General features: G+C 71.5%; 16 protein-coding genes. 6 read left to right on the top strand and 10 right to left on the bottom strand.

The genetic code is table 11. The features are described 5' to 3' along the window. The first annotated feature begins 31 nt into the window (after positions 1-31). From ACYQ1L_RS07400 to ACYQ1L_RS07385, 4 genes are all read left to right on the top strand, one after another. On the top strand, positions 32-889 hold the full coding sequence (locus ACYQ1L_RS07400; protein ID WP_460003574.1) for an amidohydrolase family protein: 858 nt from the start codon (positions 32-34) through the stop codon (positions 887-889). A gap of 131 nt (positions 890-1,020) precedes the next feature. Further along, positions 1,021-2,073, top strand: coding sequence for an iron ABC transporter substrate-binding protein (locus ACYQ1L_RS07395; protein ID WP_460003573.1), 1,053 nt, complete (start codon positions 1,021-1,023; stop codon positions 2,071-2,073). A gap of 96 nt (positions 2,074-2,169) precedes the next feature. Next, the gene (locus tag ACYQ1L_RS07390) at positions 2,170-3,729 is read left to right on the top strand and encodes an ABC transporter permease (protein ID WP_460003572.1); all 1,560 of its coding nucleotides are present in this window, start codon (positions 2,170-2,172) and stop codon (positions 3,727-3,729) included. After that, entirely contained in the window at positions 3,726-4,850 is a 1,125-nt protein-coding gene (locus tag ACYQ1L_RS07385; protein ID WP_460003571.1) for an ABC transporter ATP-binding protein, read from the top strand. The genes ACYQ1L_RS07390 and ACYQ1L_RS07385 overlap by 4 nt, the downstream gene beginning before the upstream one ends. A 338-nt stretch (positions 4,851-5,188) precedes the next feature. Here ACYQ1L_RS07385 and ilvC read toward each other — a convergent pair whose 3' ends face one another. From ilvC to ACYQ1L_RS07355, 6 genes are all read right to left on the bottom strand, one after another. After that, the gene (gene ilvC / locus ACYQ1L_RS07380; protein WP_159576262.1) at positions 5,189-6,217 is read right to left on the bottom strand and encodes a ketol-acid reductoisomerase; all 1,029 of its coding nucleotides are present in this window, start codon (positions 6,215-6,217) and stop codon (positions 5,189-5,191) included. A gap of 126 nt (positions 6,218-6,343) precedes the next feature. Then, positions 6,344-6,853 carry an acetolactate synthase small subunit gene (ilvN, locus tag ACYQ1L_RS07375; protein WP_460003570.1) on the bottom strand — a complete coding sequence of 170 codons (510 nt, stop codon included), beginning with the start codon at positions 6,851-6,853 and terminating at the stop codon, positions 6,344-6,346. A gap of 3 nt (positions 6,854-6,856) precedes the next feature. After that, positions 6,857-8,659 (bottom strand): acetolactate synthase large subunit, encoded by a 1,803-nt coding sequence (locus ACYQ1L_RS07370; protein WP_460003569.1) that lies wholly within the window; start codon positions 8,657-8,659, stop codon positions 6,857-6,859. Positions 8,660-9,083: 424 nt separating this feature from the next. Further along, complete coding sequence (otsB, locus tag ACYQ1L_RS07365; protein ID WP_460003568.1) at positions 9,084-9,872, bottom strand: trehalose-phosphatase; 789 nt, start codon at positions 9,870-9,872, stop codon at positions 9,084-9,086. Continuing rightward, a complete protein-coding gene (locus ACYQ1L_RS07360; protein WP_460003567.1) occupies positions 9,869-11,287 on the bottom strand; it encodes an alpha,alpha-trehalose-phosphate synthase (UDP-forming) in 1,419 nt (472 codons plus the stop codon). The genes otsB and ACYQ1L_RS07360 overlap by 4 nt, the downstream gene beginning before the upstream one ends. A 69-nt stretch (positions 11,288-11,356) precedes the next feature. Further along, positions 11,357-12,598 carry an MFS transporter gene (locus ACYQ1L_RS07355; RefSeq protein ID WP_460003566.1) on the bottom strand — a complete coding sequence of 414 codons (1,242 nt, stop codon included), beginning with the start codon at positions 12,596-12,598 and terminating at the stop codon, positions 11,357-11,359. Between the two features lie 185 nt (positions 12,599-12,783). On the opposite strand from ACYQ1L_RS07355, the gene ACYQ1L_RS07350 reads away from it, so the two are divergent. Continuing rightward, positions 12,784-13,062, top strand: a complete 279-nt coding sequence (locus ACYQ1L_RS07350; protein ID WP_460003565.1) for a hypothetical protein — start codon at positions 12,784-12,786, stop codon at positions 13,060-13,062. A 36-nt stretch (positions 13,063-13,098) separates the two neighbouring features. Here ACYQ1L_RS07350 and ACYQ1L_RS07345 read toward each other — a convergent pair whose 3' ends face one another. The 4 genes from ACYQ1L_RS07345 to ACYQ1L_RS07330 are packed head-to-tail and all read right to left on the bottom strand — an operon-like array spanning position 13,099 to position 16,245. Then, the gene (locus ACYQ1L_RS07345) at positions 13,099-13,545 is read right to left on the bottom strand and encodes a GNAT family N-acetyltransferase (RefSeq protein ID WP_460003564.1); all 447 of its coding nucleotides are present in this window, start codon (positions 13,543-13,545) and stop codon (positions 13,099-13,101) included. A gap of 51 nt (positions 13,546-13,596) precedes the next feature. Beyond that, on the bottom strand, positions 13,597-14,781 hold the full coding sequence (locus ACYQ1L_RS07340; protein ID WP_460003563.1) for an acetyl-CoA C-acetyltransferase: 1,185 nt from the start codon (positions 14,779-14,781) through the stop codon (positions 13,597-13,599). 2 nt (positions 14,782-14,783) lie between these two features. Then, positions 14,784-15,428: a 3-oxoacid CoA-transferase subunit B gene (locus tag ACYQ1L_RS07335; RefSeq protein WP_460003562.1), complete on the bottom strand. Its 645-nt coding sequence runs from the start codon at positions 15,426-15,428 to the stop codon at positions 14,784-14,786. Between the two features lies 1 nt (position 15,429). Beyond that, positions 15,430-16,245, bottom strand: a complete 816-nt coding sequence (locus ACYQ1L_RS07330) for a CoA transferase subunit A (RefSeq protein WP_460005777.1) — start codon at positions 16,243-16,245, stop codon at positions 15,430-15,432. Between the two features lie 106 nt (positions 16,246-16,351). On the opposite strand from ACYQ1L_RS07330, the gene ACYQ1L_RS07325 reads away from it, so the two are divergent. Further along, positions 16,352-17,149, top strand: a complete 798-nt coding sequence (locus tag ACYQ1L_RS07325; RefSeq protein WP_460003561.1) for an IclR family transcriptional regulator — start codon at positions 16,352-16,354, stop codon at positions 17,147-17,149. The last annotated feature ends 21 nt before the right edge of the window (positions 17,150-17,170 follow it).

The following is a 17,170-nucleotide window of genomic DNA, read 5'->3' as shown; positions in this document are numbered from 1 at the left end:
GCCGGATCCCGACCTGCGAAAGGATATGAGCATGCGCGTGCTCGACGCCCACCTCCACCTGTGGGATCCGTCCCGGCTCGACTACGAATGGCTCGAGGGGCCGCTGTCGCACCGCTTCGCCGCCGCGGAGCTGGCGCAGGCGCCGATCGGCGACGAACGCGCCGCGGTGTTCGTCCAGGCGGAGTGCGTGGAACCGCAGTTCCTCGACGAGGTGCGCTGGGTGGCCGAGACCGCGCAGGGCGCCGGCGTGATCGGGATCGTGGCCGGGGCGCGGCTGAACCGCGGCGAGGACACGGCCGCGCACCTCGCGCGCCTTGCGGAGATCCCCCTCGTCGTGGGGGTGCGCCATCTGCTGCAGAGCGAGCCCGACGGCACGGCGACCGCCCCAGCCTTCCTCGCCGGGGCCGCGGCCGTCGCGGAGCACGGGCTCCGCTTCGACGCGTGCGTGCGCGCGCAGCAACTCCCGGACGTGGTAGCCCTCGCCTCAGCCGTGCCCGAGCTCGCGATCGCGCTCGACCACCTGGGCAAGCCCGCCGTCGGCACCGCCGCGGATCCGCGAAGGCCCGACGCCGCCTGGCTGCGGGACATCCGCGACCTCGCCGCGCACCCGCAGGTCTCCGTCAAGCTGTCCGGACTGCCCGCCGAGGCCGGCGGGCAGTGGGACGCCGCCCAGGTGGCGCCGTTCCTCGACGCCGTGGCGGAGGAGTTCGGCGCGGAGCGGCTGCTCTGGGGCAGCGACTGGCCGGTGTCCTCGGTCGCCGGCGACGACTATCGCGCCGGTGCGCGCGGCGCGTGGGCCCGGGCCGTCGCGGACTGGGCGGAGCGGCGCGGGGTCGACCTCGACGCCGTGTTCTGGGCCAATGCGGCACGGTTCTACGGGCTGCACTGAACGATAGGGCGGCCGCTCGGAGCGTGCCATGCGCCGGCGCGTGACAGCACAGAGCGAGCCCGAGTTGGTGGTTTAGGCTTGCCTTACCTATATTGGAGTCGCGACCCGCCCCCTCCTCGAAGGATCTTCCTGTGAACCGTTCGCTCCGCTTCCTCTCCGCCGCCGCGGCCGCCTCGGCCGTCGCCCTCGCGCTCACCGCGTGCAGCGGCTCCTCCACCCCCGCCGCGAGCTCCTCCGCCGGAGACGACCTCGCCGGCCAGACCATCACGGTCTACAACGCCCAGCACGAGGAGCTCACAAAGTCCTGGATCGACGCGTTCACGAAGTCGACCGGCATCAAGGTGCAGGTCCGCAACGGCGACGACACCGAGATGTCGCAGCAGCTCATCCAGGAGGGGGACCGCTCCCCCGCCGACGTCTTCCTCACGGAGAACTCGCCGGCGATGTCGGCCGTCGAGAAGGCCGGTCTGTTCACCTCGCCCGGTGACGAGGCGCTGAAGAACGTCCCCGCGGAGTACCGGCCCTCCTCGGCCAAGTGGGTGGGCATCGCGGCGCGCTCCACGGTCTTCGCCTACAACACCTCCAAGCTCACCGAGGCGCAGCTGCCGAAGTCCCTCATGGACCTCGCCGATCCCTCCTGGAAGGGCCGCTGGGCGGCCTCCCCGTCGGGCGCCGACTTCCAGGCCATCGTCTCCGCGCTCGTGCAGCTCAAGGGCGCCGACGCTGCCGAGACGTGGCTGCAGGCGATGAAGACGAACTCGGTCGCCTACAAGGGCAACTCCACCGCCATGAAGGCTGTGAACGCCGGCGAGATCGACGGGGCCGTCATCTACCACTACTACTGGTTCGGCGACCAGGCCTCCACCGGCGAGAACTCGAAGAACGTGCAGCTGCACTACTTCAAGAACCAGGATCCGGGTGCCTTCGTGTCCGTGTCCGGGGGCGGTGTGCTGAAGTCCAGCAAGCACGAGGCCGCGGCGCAGAAGTTCCTCGCCTTCGTCACGGGCGCCGAAGGTCAGAAGATCCTGCAGACCGGCACGTCCTTCGAGTACCCGGTCGGATCCGGTGTCGCCGCCAACCCGAAGCTCGTCCCGCTGAAGGAGCTGCAGGCGCCCACGATCGATCCGGCTACCCTGAACTCCAAGCAGGTCACCGACCTGATGACCAAGGCCGGCCTCCTCTAAGGGACGGACATCACCACCACGACATCGCAGCGGGCGGGCGGAGCGGATCGGCTCCGCCCGCCCCGCGTCGTCCCCGGGGGCCTGGCCGGCGCGGCCGTGGTCGCCGCCGGCATCGTCGTCGCGCTGCTGTCGCTGCTGCCGCTGGCGTTCGTGGTGGGCACCGCGGCGCAGATCGGCTGGGCGCAATCCGCGGCGCTCGTCTTCCGTCCGCGCGTGGGCGAACTGCTCGCCAACACCGTGCTGCTCGTCGCGATCACGGTGCCGCTGTGCGCGGTGATCGGCGTCGGGGGCGCCTGGCTCGTTGAGCGCACTTCCCTGGCCGGTGCGGGCGCGTGGGGCGCGGTGCTCGCGATGCCCCTCGCGATCCCTGCGTTCGTGAACTCCTACGCCTGGGTGTCGGCGATCCCCTCGCTCGCCGGGCTCGGATCCGGTGTGCTCCTGGCGACGCTGTCCTATTTCCCGCTCGTGTACCTTCCGGTGCGCGCCGCCCTCGCCCGGCTCGACCCTGCGCTCGAGCAGGCGGCGGCCAGCCTGGGCCGCGGACCGGTGCGCGTGTTCTTCGGCACCGTGCTGCCCCAGCTGCGGCTCGCGCTGCTCGGCGGTGCGCTGCTCGTCGGCCTGCACCTGCTCAGCGAGTACGGCGCGTTCGCCCTGATCCGGTTCGACACGTTCACGACCGCGATCATGGATCAGTACCGGTCGACCTTCAACGGATCCGCGGGAAGCATGCTCTCGGGCGTGCTGATGCTGCTCTGCTTCGCCCTGCTCCTGCTGGAGAGCCGGGCGCGCGGCCGCGCACGCTACGCGCGGATCGGATCCGGCACCGCATCTCCTCCGCGCCCGATCCGGCTGGGCATCGCGCAGCTCCCCGTGCAGCTGACGCTGCTCGCCCTCGGCCTGGCCGCACTCGGCGTGCCCGCCGTGGTGATCGGAGGCTGGCTCGTCCACGGCGGAGCGGCCGTCTGGCAGACTCCGGATCTCGTGCCCACCCTGCTGCAGACCCTCGCTCTCGCGCTCGGCGGAGGGGTCGTCACGGTCGCCGCCGCCTTCCCGCTGTCGTGGCTCGCCGTGCGGCGGCCCGGTGCGTTCAGCCGGCTGCTGGAGCGGACGAACTACATCACGAGCTCGATGCCCGGCATCGTGCTGGCGCTGTCGCTCGTCACCGTCTCCCTGTTCTTCGCTCCAGCGCTGTATCAGACCACCGCACTGCTGCTGCTGGCTTACGCGCTGCTGTTCCTCCCCCGCGCGCTGGTGCCGCTGCAGGCGGGTATCGCGCAGGCGCCGCGCAGCCTCGAGGAAGCCGCCCAGGCACTGGGACGACGTCCCCTGCGCGCGTTCCTCGGCGTGACGCTGCGCCTGGTCGCACCGGCGACCGCCGCCGCCCTCGCGATGGTGTTCCTCGCCGTCGCGGGCGAGCTCACCGCGACGCTGCTGCTGTCGCCGATCGGCGTGCAGACGCTGGCCACCCGGTTCTGGAGCCTGTCGAGCGAGATCGACTTCGCCGGGGCCGCGCCCTATGCGACACTGCTGATCGTGCTGTCCGCGCCCATGACGTACCTGCTGTTCCGGCAGTCCGCCGCGCTCTCCACCGCGGGGCGCGGCGCCGCCGGCGCCGAGTCGGAACAGCCCGCATCCACGAAGGCGGAGGCCGCATGACCGCGCGCAACCTCGGATCCCTCGGCACCGTGCCCTCTCCGGGGACCGGACCGCTCCCCACCGCGCACCTGCAGATCGCCGGCGTCACCGCGTCGTACGGCGGGCGCCGGGTGCTGCACGGGGTCGACCTGGCCGTGCAGCACGGCGGCATCACCGCGGTGGTCGGCGCCTCCGGTTCGGGCAAGACGACGCTGCTGCGGATCATCGCCGGCTTCGAACGCCCCGACAGCGGCGAGGTCGTGCTCGGGTCCACCACCGTCACGGGGCCCGGATCCTGGGTCCCGGTGCATCGCCGCGACATCGGCTACGTCACGCAGGACGGCGGCCTGTTCCCGCACCTCTCGGTCGCGCGCAACATCTCGTTCGGCCTGGACGAGCTGAGCCGCACGGAGCGCCGTCAGCGGGTCGCAGAGCTCCTGGACCTCGTCTCGCTGCCGCAGGACGTCGCCGAGCGCCGCCCCGATCAGCTCTCCGGGGGCCAGCAGCAGCGCGTCGCCATCGCCCGCGCACTCGCCCGCGAGCCGGAGCTGATGCTGCTCGATGAGCCGTTCTCCGCCCTCGACACCGGGCTGCGCGCCGCGACCCGCGAGGCGGTCGCCCGGATCCTCACCGACGCCGGGACGACCACGATCCTCGTCACGCACGACCAGTCCGAGGCGCTCAGCTTCGCCGACCAGGTGGCGGTGATGCGCGACGGCCGGCTGGTGCAGACCGGTCACCCGTTCGTGGTGTACACCCGCCCGGCGGACCGCGGGGTGGCCGAGTTCCTCGGCGAGGCGATCGTGCTGGACGCCTGGCTGGACGGCTCCCTCGCCTTCTGCGCGCTCGGCTACGTGCCGGTGCGCAACCCGCCGGCGCAGGGGCACGTGCAGCTCATGCTGCGTCCGGAGCAGGTGCAGCTCGTCGCCGACTCGCCGATCCGCGCGACGGTTGAAGAGGGCGTGTACTTCGGATCCGAGACCTCGTCGCGCATCCGGCTGGAGCCCCGGGCGGACGCGGATCCCCGCCTCGACCCGGTGCCGCCGGTGATCACGATCCGGCACGCGAACCCCGCACTCGCCCGCCCCGGCCAGCGGGTCGCGCTGCGCGTGGTCGGCGAGGGCGTCGCGTTCCCGGTCTAGAGCTCTCACGGGAATGCGGAACGGGCGCCCCCGAAGGGACGCCCGCTCTCACATGGACAGCTGGGTCAGCGCGCAGCGCTGCCCTCGACACCAGGCCCGAAGGGCCGGCGGCCGCTCTGCGGCCCACCAGCACAGCCCTCGGGACTACGGCGGGGGTCAGCGCCCAGCGCTGCCCTCGACACCATGCCCGAAGGGCCGGCGGCCGCTCTGCGGCCCACCAGCACAGCCCTCGGGACTACGGCGGGGGTCAGCGCGCAGCGCTGCCCTCGACACCAGGCCCGAAGGGCCGGCGGCCGCTCTGCGGCCCACCAGCACAGCCCTCGGGACTACGGCGGGGGTCAGCGCGCAGCGCTGCCCTCGACGTAGTCCTCGTCCTGGGACTTCCAGGCGAACAGCGCACGCAGCTCCTTGCCGGTGGCCTCGATCGGGTGCCCCTGCTCCTTCTCACGGAGGGCGAGGAACTCGACCGCGCCGTTGTCCTGGTCCTCGATGAAGCGCTTCGCGAAGGCGCCGGACTGGATGTCCGCGAGGACCTCCTTCATCCGCTCCTTGACACCGGCGTCGATGACGCGCGGGCCCGACACGTAGTCGCCGAACTCGGCGGTGTCGGAGATCGACCAGCGCTGCTTGGCGATGCCGCCCTCCCACATCAGGTCGACGATGAGCTTGAGCTCGTGCAGCACCTCGAAGTAGGCGATCTGCGGCTGGTAGCCCGCCTCGGTGAGCGTCTCGAAGCCCGCCTGCACGAGGTGGCTCATGCCACCGCACAGCACGGCCTGCTCGCCGAACAGGTCGGTCTCGGTCTCCTCGGTGAACGTCGTCTTGATGACGCCGGCGCGGGTGCCGCCGATGGCCTTCGCGTACGAGAGCGCGGTGGCCCAGGCGTTGCCGGACGCGTCGCGCTCGACGGCGATGATGTCCGGGATGCCACGGCCGGCGACGAACTCGCGGCGCACGGTGTGGCCCGGGGCCTTCGGGGCGATCAGGATCACGTCGACGCCCTCGGGCGCGTCGATGTAGCCGAAGCGGATGTTGAACCCGTGCGCGAACGCGAGGGTCTTGCCCGCGGTCAGGTTCGGCGCGATGGACTCGCTGTAGATGCCGCGCTGGTGCTGGTCCGGGGCGAGGATCATGATGAGGTCGGCCCACTGGGTGGCCTCGGCGACGGACTTGACCGGGAAGCCGGCCTCCTCCGCCTTGGCGATCGACTTGGAGCCCTCCTTGAGGGCGATCGCGACCTCGACGCCGCTGTCGCGCAGGTTCATCGCGTGCGCGTGACCCTGCGAGCCGTAGCCGACGATGGCGACCTTCTTGTTCTGGATGATCGACAGGTCCGCGTCGGCGTCGTAGAAGATCTCGGTGCTCACTGTGTGTTTCTCCTTGTTGTACTTCGTCTCGCTTCGCTCGCTCAGCAACCGGGCGAAGCAGGGTGGTTTCGGGCCGGGCCCTTCGACAGGCTCAGGGACCGGCAGGGTTTCGGAAATCTGAAGGGGTCAGCTGCGCAGCACGCGCTCGGTGATGCTCTTGCCGCCGCGGCCGATCGCGAGCAGGCCCGACTGCGCGAGCTCCTTGATGCCGAACGGCTCGAGCGCGCGCAGCAGGGCGTCGACCTTGCCCTTGTCGCCGGTGACCTCGACCACCAGCGCCTCCGGCGCATAGTCCACGACGGACGCACGGAAGAGACTCACGACCTCGAGCACGTTCGAGCGGTTGTTGTTGTCCGTGCGCACCTTGATGAGCATGTGCTCACGCTGCACGGACGCGCTCTGCTCGAGCTCGACGATCTTGATGACGTTGATGAGCTTGTTGAGCTGCTTGGTCACCTGCTCGAGCGGGAACTCATCGACGTCGACGACGACCGTGATCCGGGAGATCCCGGGCACCTCGGTCACGCCCACGGCGAGCGATTCGATGTTGAAGCCGCGGCGCGCGAACAGACCGGCGACGCGGGTGAGCAGACCCGGGGTGTCCTCCACCAGGAGGCTCAGCACATGCGTGGACATGGATCAGTCCTCCTCGTCGAAGGCGGGCGCGTGGTCGCGCGCGTACTGGATGTAGCTGTTGCTCACGCCCTGCGGCACCATCGGCCACACCATGGCGTCGGCGCTGACGACGAAGTCGATCACGACGGGGCGATCGTTCGTCTCGAGCGCGAGCTTGATGGCGGCGTCGATCTCCTCCTCCTTCTCCACCCGGATCGCGAGGCAGCCGTAGGCCTCGGCGAGCTTGACGAAGTCGGGGATCCGGATCGTGCCGTGCCCGGTGTTCAGGTCGGTGTTCGAGTGCCGGCCCTCGTAGAACAGGGTCTGCCACTGACGGACCATGCCCAGGGAGGAGTTGTTGATGATCGCGACCTTGATCGGGATGTCGTTGATGACGCAGGTGGCGAGCTCCTGGTTGGTCATCTGGAAGCAGCCGTCGCCGTCGATCGCCCACACCACGCGCTCCGGCTCGGCGACCTTCGCGCCCATCGCAGCCGGCACGGCATAGCCCATGGTCCCGGCGCCACCCGAGTTCAGCCAGGAGTTCGGGCGCTCGTACTTGATGAACTGCGCGGCCCACATCTGGTGCTGGCCGACGCCGGCGACGTACACCGCCTCGGGGCCGGTGAGCTCGCCGATCCGCTGGATCACGTGCTGCGGCGACATCAGGCCGTCCTCCGGCGGCGTGTAGCCGAGCGGGAACTCGGCACGCAGGCCGTCGAGGTAGGCCCACCACTCCTCGATGTCGCCCTTGGCTCCCCCGGTCAGGCCGCGGAACGCCGCCTCCAGGTCGGTGATGACCTCGCGCACGCCGCCCACGATCGGGACGTCGGCGGTGCGGATCTTGGAGATCTCGGCCGGGTCGATGTCGACGTGCACGACCTTGGCGTTCGGCGCGAACAGCTCCGCCTTGCCCGTGACGCGGTCGTCGAAGCGCGTGCCGAGGGCGACCAGCAGGTCGGCCTCCTGCAGCGCCAGCACGGCCGGCACGGTGCCGTGCATGCCCGGCATGCCGACGTGCTGCGGGTGCGAGTCGGGGAACGCGCCGCGCGCCATCAGCGTGGTGACGACCGGGGCGCCGGTGAGCTCGGCGAGCGCGAGCAGCTCCTCGGAGGCGCGGCCGCGGATGATGCCGCCGCCGACGTACAGCACCGGCTTCTTGGCCTCCGCGAGCAGCGTGGCCGCGGCCTGGATCTGCTTGCCGTGCGCCTTGGTCACGGGGCGGTACCCCGGCAGGTCGTACTTCGGGGGCCACATGAACGGAGCGGTGGCCTGCTGCGCGTCCTTGGTGATGTCCACGAGCACGGGACCGGGGCGGCCCGTCGCCGCGATCTCGAACGCCGCGGCGATGGCGCCGGGGATGTCCTCCGGCCGCTTGACGAGGATCGAGTGCTTCGTGATCGGCATGGTGATGCCGACGATGTCGGCCTCCTGGAACGCATCCGTGCCCATCAGCCGGGAGAAGACCTGACCGGTGATCGCGACGATCGGGATGGAGTCCATGTAGGCGTCGGCGATCGCCGTGACGAGGTTCGTGGCACCGGGACCGGAGGTGGCGATGGTCACGCCGACCTTGCCGGAGGCGGTGGCGTAGCCCTCGGCCGCGTGCCCGCCGCCCTGCTCGTGGCGCACGAGGATGTGGCGCAGCTCGGTCGACGCCATCAGGGGGTCGTAGACCTCCATGATCGCGCCGCCGGGGATGCCGAACACATCGGTGACGCCGAGGAGCTCGAGGGAGCGGACGACGGCCTGCGCGCCGGTGAGAACGGGTGCCGCCGCCGGGCGGGCGGGCGGACGAGGGACGGCTGGAGCGGTATCAGCGGTCATCTGGGTTCCTTGCGGTGGTGGACGATCGACGGAAGCGGCGGGTCAGAACCCCGCCGCGGACGGCTCTCCGACCCGATCCGCCGGGGGCGGACCGCAGGGGTCGGGAAGACAGGGCTGGAACGCCTCGGGTGCAGCGCGGAGAAGTCGGCTCGACGTCGCGACGAACGCCGTCGCGGTAGGAGCCCGGCTCAGGCGTCCCGGCGAGTGGGCCGAGAGCGCGAGCCGCGATATCGACCCGAATCAGATCACCATCGCGCCCGACGGCCCGCAGGACCGCCGGAGCTCTGCGTCCGATCCGGGATCCGGTTGTGCCGATCACGCATCGAACGTGCATCAAGCCTAACGCATGATCGCGGCGGGTCCTGACGCTCGCGCGCGCGACGACCGGACGACCGGATCCGTGCTCAGCGCGCATGGAAGCAGTCTATTGCGCGGCCGCCCGGGCGTCGGCCAGCGCATCGAGCAGCACCGCGAAGGCGGCCGGATCCGGCACTCGCAGCGTCGCCGCGGTCTCCCCTGCGCCGATGCGCACGCCGAGGTCGTCCCCGGTGAGCGTGCGCATGCCGTCCTCATCGGTGACGTCGTCGCCTGCGAACAGCACCGCGGTGGCGTGCACATGCGATCGCAGCCGCGACAGCGCGGCGTCCTTCCCCTCCTCCCGCCAGGAGTACTCCCGCAGGTGGTGGCCGGTGCGGCGCCGCCAGGTCGGGATCCGCTGCGGCGCCCACTTCTCGACCCGCACGAAGGCGAGCTCCTCCTGGCCCGGCGCCGCCGTGCGCGTGTGCACGCCGAACCCGAAGGTCTTCGGCTCGTAGACCACGCCGTCCAGATCCGCGATCAGCGACCGCAGCTCCTCGATGACCTCGGCCTTGTCGGCGGGCTCCGTGGACAGGTCGGTCTCCTCCCCCGTGTCGGGGAACCAGAACTGCGCGCCGTGCGAGCCCGCGAGCAGGATCCGCGAGGAGTCGTCGTGCTCGGTGACCTCGCGCAGGTCGTGCAGGCTCCGTCCGGACGCGTACGCCACGAATGTCTCGGGCAGCGCGGTGAGGCGGTTCACCGCGGCGACCGCCTCGGGAAGCGCCCGTGCCGTCATGGGGTCCGCGACGTGCGGCGACAGCGTGCCGTCGAAGTCGAGCGCGACCAGCAGGCGCGGCGTGCGGGCGAGCGCGGAGAGGGCGGGGTCGACGGTGCCGGGCGTCCAGTCGCGGGTCATCGGGTGCTCCGTACGTTCTCCAGGGCGGTGAGGAACTCTCGCGACCAGGCGTTCACGTCGTTCTCCAGCACCCGCTTCCGGAGGGCCCGCATGCGCCGGGCCTGCTCGCGCGGGGGCATGTCGACAGCCCGCATGATGGCGTCCTTGAGCCCCTCGATGTCGTGGGGGTTCACCAGCACGGCCTGGCGCAGCTCATCTGCGGCGCCGGTGAACTCGCTCAGCACGAGCACCCCGCGGTGGTCGCCGCGGGCGGCGACATACTCCTTGGCCACCAGGTTCATGCCGTCGCGGAGCGCGGTCACGAGCATCACGTCGGCGGCGAGATACAGCGCGACCATCTCCTCGCGCGGGAAGCCCTGATGCAGGTAGCGGATCGCGGTGTGGTCGATCGTGTCGTGGTCGCCGTTGATCCGGGCCACGGCGAGCTCGATCTCGTCGCGCAGCTGCACGTAGGCGTCCACACGCTCCCGGCTCGGGCTCGCGACCTGGACGAGCGTGACGTCCTCGACGGACACCGTGCCCTGATCCAGCAGCTCCCCGAACGCCTTGATCCGGTGCCGGATGCCCTTGGTGTAGTCCAGCCGGTCGACGCCCAGCAGGATCTTCTTCGGGCTGCCGAGCCCCTCGCGGATCTCCGCGGCGCGGGCTCGCACGTCCGGGCGCGCGGCGAGCTCGGTGTACGGCGTGGTGTCGATGGAGATGGGGAACGCGCGGGCGACGGTCGTGCGCGGGCCGCCGTAGGGCACCGACACGGTCGCGCCCTTCACGTCCAGGCGCAGCCGGCGGCGCACCGCGGCGAGGAAGTTCGTGGCGTCCTGCGCGCGCTGGAAGCCCACCACGTCGGCGCCCAGCAGTCCCTGCAGCACCTGATCGCGCCACGGCAGCTGCGCGTACAGGCCGTGCGCGGGGAACGGGATGTGGTGGAAGTAGCCGATCGTGAGATCGGGGCGGCGTTCGCGCAGCATCGCCGGCACGAGCTGCAGCTGGTAGTCGTGCACCCACACCGTGCCGCCCTCGGCCACCGCTTGGGCGGCCCGCTCGGCGAAGCGCCGGTTCACGCGGACATAGGCGTCCCACCATTCCCGGTGGAACTGCGGCGGCGCGATCACGTCGTGGTAGAGCGGCCAGATCGTGTCGTTGGAGAAGCCCTCGTAGTACTCCTCCACATCCTGCGCCGACAGCGTGACCGGCAGCAGGCGGATCCCGTCCTCGGTGAACGGCTTCAGCTCGAGATCGGGCTGCCCGGCCCAGCCCACCCAGGCGCCGTCGACGGACTGCATGACGGGCTCGAGCGCGGCGACCAGTCCGCCGGGCGAACGCCGCCAGACCTCGGCTCCGTCTGGGCCCGGCACACGGTCGACGGGAAGGCGGTTGGCGACGATCACGAACGGCGCGGTGTGTGTGGACGAAGGCATGGAACGCTCCTCACGGCAGCGGTGGTTGCCTCTCCAGGCTATCCACACCGGCCGCCGGAGTCGCGCGGATCAGCCAGCGGCGCGGCGGGAGCGAGCCGGCACGGCGTTCACCAGGCCCGCCGCCAGCACCAGGCCCGCGGCGATGACCGGCAGCAGGAGGGCCGACGATGCGCCCGCGGTGTCGGCGACCTGCCCGGTCGCCACCGCGCCGATCGCCTGGCCCACGATCAGCGCGGATCCGAGCATGGTCATGACCGTGGCCGTGCGGTCGGCGGGCCCGAATGCCGCGCCAAGGCTGAACTGCGTGACGAGCGTCGGCCCGATGCCGCATCCCATGACGGCCAGCGCGATCAGCATCGCCGTGACATCGCGCACCCACAGCAGCATCAGGCTTCCGCCGAACAGCACCCCGGCGAACAGCAGCCAGCGTGCGGGCAGCGGGAACCGCGCCGGCAGGAACGCGACGCCGAGAGCGAGGATCGCGGATCCGACGCCCATCGCGCCGTACAGCAGGCCGGCCTCCTCGGCGCGCCCGTGCTCGGTCATGAAGGCCGTGAGCGAGGTGAGCATGGCGCCGAAGAACAGGCCGACGCCGAGCATGCCCACGAGGACGATCAGCAGCCGCGGCCGGAACAGCTCGGACGCCGGGGAGGTGGCCCGTCCGTCGGCATCGCGCAGGGCGGATACGTGCGCGGCGGTGGGATGAAGGGCGAACGCGCCGATGAACACGAGGATGAGCGCGGCGGCGACCGCCAGGGGCATCCATGGGGCGATCGCCGTCGCGAGCACGCCCACGAGGAACGGACCGAACACGAACACGGTCTCGTCGGCGGCGGACTCGTACGACATGGTCGACGACGTGGTGCGGGCCCGGCGCTCCGCGGGGACCCGCTCGGCGATGATCGTGACCAGCCGGGATCGCGACATCGGCGAGACCTGCGGCGCGGTGGCGCCGATCGCGAAGGCGCTGAGCAGCACCAGCGGCTCGGGAGCCGGCGAGTAGACGACGACGGTGAACCCGATCAGCGCTGCGGCGTTGGCGAACGCCAGCAGGCCGAGCACGATCCGCTGCCCGCGGCGGTCGGCGGCGGCTCCGAGCAGCGGACCGAAGCAGGCGGTTCCGATGCCCACGGCCGCCGAGATGAGTCCGCCGAGCGCCACCGACCCGCGGGCGGCCACCACGACGGTCAGCACGCCGACCACCATCATCGCGAACGGCAGGCGCGCGACGAAGGCGATGAGGAAGTACGGCAGTCCGACGCGGCGGAACAGGCTCGGGGCGGCAGCGGGCGAGGCGTGCGACGAGGTCATGGCGGTGGAGGTCTCTGGCGCCGCTTCGGGAGGACCCGGATCAGACGCGGATCAGGTGCCGCCGCTGTCCGCCGGAAGAGCCGACGGCCGGTGATGCACTTCGGTGATCCCGGCAGTCTACCGGCGCGCGGAGGCACGCGGCGGGATCCGCGACCGCGACCCGCGCCCTGATTAGACTCGAAGGCATGCGCAACTACCTCTTCGCAAGCGGTCTGTTCGGCGCGGTCACCAGCGGGATCGCGATGCTGCGGGGCACGCGCGACGCGCCGATCACCTGGCGCGCCGTGCTGGCGTGGCTCAGCTGGGGCATCACGGTCGCGCTCGCGATCGGGGCGATCGTCGACTTCCGTCGCGACCAGCGGGGAGAGCAGGTCGCCTACGACTCCCCCGTCGCTCCGCTGCAGTTCAAGCGTGCGAAGAAGGAGCTCAAGGCCGCGGAGAAGGCGCGCAAGTCCGGTCGCTGACCGCCTCGCGCCGAACCCGGCGACCGCCCGCGGGACTCAGCCCAGGTCGATCTGGTAGTGGATGAAGCCGCTGCGGTCGGCGACGCGGTCGTAGAGCGCCCGGGCCGTCGCATTGGTCTCGGCGGTGAGCCAGTAGAGCTTGTCGCTGCCGGCCGCCCGGGCCGCGTCGGCGACATGCGCGATCAGCGCGCGCCCGACGCCTCCGCCGCGGGCGGACGGGTCCACATACAGGTCCTCGAGGTAGGTGTAGCCCGTCTTCGACCACGTGGCCGGGTGCGCGAACCAGTGCACGATGCCTACCGCCCGGCCGTCGTCGTCGCGGGCGATCGCTCCCTGGATGGCGCCGTCCGGATCCGTGATCCGCGCGAAGGTGGATGCGGTGACGTCGTCGGCGAGCGACGACTCGTAGAACGTCAGGTACGCCTGCCACAGCGGCAGCCAGTCGTCGCGGTCGGCCTCGGTGAGCGCCTGGATCGTGGTCACGCGCCGATCCTACGGGGCGCCGTGGTGCACGCGACCCAGGGCTCGCTGCCGTCAGCGGGTGAGGATCAGCGCCTCGCCCTGGCCGCCGCCGCCGCACAGCGCCACGACAGCCGTTCCCGATCCGCGGCGCACCAGCTCGTGCGCCATGTGCACGACGAGCCGGTTGCCGCTGGCGCCGATGGGGTGGCCGATCGCGATGCCGCCGCCGTGGATGTTGACGATGTCCGGATCCAGGCCGAGGGCGGCCTCACTGCGCGCCACCACGGCCCCGAACGCCTCGTTGATCTCGACGAGGTCCACATCCTCGACCGTGATCCCCTGCTTCTCGAGCGCTCGCTGGATCGCGTTCGCCGGCTGCTCGTGCAGCGAGTTGTCAGGCCCTGCGGTCTGTCCGCTCGCGCCGATCGTCGCGAAGACGGGCCAGCCCTGGCTCTCGGCGTGGCCCCGGGTCGTGACGATCACGGCGGATGCCCCGTCCGAGATCTGCGAGGAGTTGCCGGCCGTGATCGAGCCGCCCTCGGCGAACGCCGGACGCAGCCCGGCGAGCGACTCGACCGTGGTGTCCGGGCGCACGCCCTCATCGGCGGTCAGCTGCAGTGCCGGCCCCTTCCGCTGCGGCACGGACACGGTGACGATCTCGCCCTCGAACACGCCGGCCTCGCGCGCGGCGGCGGCGCGCTGGTGCGAACGTGCCGCGACCTCGTCCTGGGCGGCGCGGGTCATGCCGAAGCGCTCGTTGTGCCGCTCCGTCGACGCCCCCATGCTCTCCGCGTCGCAGGCGTCGGTGAGACCGTCGTACGCCATGTGGTCGAGCACCTCGACAGAACCGTAGGTCCAGCCGTCACGCGATCCCATCAGCAGATGCGGCGCGCGCGTCATCGACTCCATGCCCGCCGCCACCACGGTGAGCGCGTCGCCCGTGCGGATCATGCGCGCGGCATCGATGACGGCGGTGAGGCCCGACAGGCACACCTTGTTCACGGAGTGCGCCGGCACGTCCCAGCCGATGCCCGCGCCGATCGCGGCCTGCCGGGCGGCGTTCTGCCCCGATCCGGCGGCGAGCACCTGTCCGACGATGACGGCATCGATCACGGCCGGGTCGATGCCGCTCTGATCCAGCGCGCCGCGGATCGCGAGCGCGCCGAGCTGCGGAGCCGTGAAGGACGCCAGCTGCCCCTTGAGCCGTCCCTGCGGCGTGCGGGCCGCGGCGACGATGACGATGTCCTCTGCACTCATGATCACTCCAGTCCCTCGACGACGAGCAGCGGCGGCTCCGTCGCATCCTTCACATCCTGCACGGTCACGCCGGGCGCGAGCTCCACGAGCCGGAGCCCCTCGGGCGTGACGTCGATCACGGCCAGGTCGGTGATGATCCGGTGCACGACACCGCGGCCGGTCAGCGGCAGCGAGCACTCGTCCACGATCTTGGCGGATCCGTCGCGCGCGACGTGCTCCATCAGCACGATCACGCGCCCGGCGCCGTGCACGAGATCCATCGCGCCGCCCGGTCCCTTGACCATCTTCCCCGGGATCATCCAGTTCGCCAGGTCCCCCGTCGCGCTCACCTGCATCGCTCCGAGGATGGCGGCGTCGATCTTGCCGCCGCGGATCATGCCGAAGCTCAGACCGGAGTCGAAGAACGCCGCGCCCGGCAGCGTCGTCACGGTCTCCTTGCCCGCGTTGATGAGGTCGGGGTCGACCGCGTCCTCGGCGGGGTACGGCCCGACGCCCAGGATGCCGTTCTCCGACTGCAGCACCACCGTGACGCCGTCCGGCACGTGGTTGGGCACGAGCGTCGGCAGCCCGATGCCGAGGTTCACGTACGAACCGTCGGCCAGCTCCTGCGCGGCGCGCGCCGCCGTCTCATCGCGTGTGAGCGCCATGTCAGGCCTCCCCGGTTCCCGCAGCGGCGGCCGCACGCACCGTGCGGCGCTCGATGCGCTTCTCGATGTCCGGACCCACCTCGACGATCCGGTGCACGTACACGCCCGGCAGGTGCACGCGATCGGGATCCAGCTCTCCCGGCTCGACCAGCCTCTCGACCTGGACGATGCAGACGCGGCCGGCCATCGCCGCGAGCGGGTTGAAGTTGCGGGCCGCCTTGTTGAAGATCAGGTTGCCGTGCCGGTCGCCCACGGCCGCATGCACGAGTGCGAAGTCGGTGCTGATCGCCTCCTCGAGCACGAACTCGCGCGGCACCCCGTTCACCTCGAAGGTGCGCACCTCCTTCGCCGGCGACGCGATCGCCACGGATCCGTCGCTCGCGTAGCGTCGCGGCAGACCGCCCTCGGCGACCTGCGTGCCGACGCCGGTCTGGGTGTAGAACGCCGCGATGCCGGATCCGCCGGCGCGCAGCTTCTCGGCGAGCGTTCCCTGCGGCGTGAGCTCGACCTCCAGCTCTCCGGAGAGGAACTGGCGTTCGAACTCCTTGTTCTCACCCACGTAGGAGGAGGTCATCTTGCGGATGCGCTGGGCGCCGAGCAGCAGGCCCAGCCCCCAGTCGTCCACGCCGCAGTTGTTGCTGACCACGCTGAGGCCGGAGGTCCCCTGATCCAGCAGCGCCTGGATGAGCGCGCTCGGATTGCCGGAGAGCCCGAATCCGCCGACCGCGAGCGAGGCGCCGTCCGGGATGTCGGCCACGGCCTCGGCCGCGGAGGGCCATTGCTTGTCAATGCCGCGATGGCTGGAGGGCTTGTCGATCACGCGTCACTCCTTCGTGGGATCTCCCCTCCACTCTGCGCCGGGGCGCGGGGGCGCTCAAGCCCGCGCTTGCGATGTGGGCGCCGCCGTCGGTAGCGTCCACATCATGGAACAGCCTGCCTCGCCCAAGCGCACCGTGCCCGGCGCCCAGGCGATCGCCCGCGCCGCCGAGCTGCTGCGCCTGGTCACCGCGTCCCCGGAGGGTGCGGCGCTGCAGCGCCTCGCCGCGACGTCCGGCCTCAGCCGCTCCACGGCGCACCGGCTGCTGTCCGCGCTGCGCGCCGAAGGCCTGGTCAACCAGGACCCGCACACCGCCCTGTGGATGCCCGGCCCGGAGCTCTATCTCATGGGAACAGTGGCCGCGGCACGCTACGACATCACCGAGATCGCGCGCGACATCGTGCGCTCCCTCGCGGTGAAGACCGAGGAGAGCGCGTTCCTCTCCGTGCGCCGGGCGGACGAGACCGTGTGCCTGCTGCGCGAGGAGGGCGCCTTTCCGATCCGCTCCTTCGTGCTCAGCGAGGGCGTGCGGTTCCCGCTCGGCGTCGCCAGCGCAGGACTGGCGATCCTCTCCTTCCTACCCGACCACGATGTGGATGCGTACCTGGCCCGGCACGCCGAGCTCGGCGAGCGCTGGGGGCGCACTCACGCCGAGAAGCCGCTGCGACGGCGCCTGGAGGAGACCAAGGCACGCGGGTATGCCGTGAATCCCGGCCTCATCGTCGAGGGCAGCTGGGGCATGGGTGCGGCGGTGTTCGACCGCGACGGGCGCCCGGAGTGGGCGCTGAGCCTGACCGGGGTCGAGTTCCGGTTCGGTCCGGACCGGCTGCCCGCACTCGGCCGCACGCTGCTCGCGCACGCCCACCAGCTCTCCGCGCGGATCGCCGGCCGCACCGCCCACTGAGCGTCACGTGCGTCGACGTCG

The organism is Microbacterium xylanilyticum (assembly GCF_054654695.1).
Note: the sequence above shows the minus strand (reverse complement) of the source record. Positions and strands in the feature narration are given on the sequence as shown.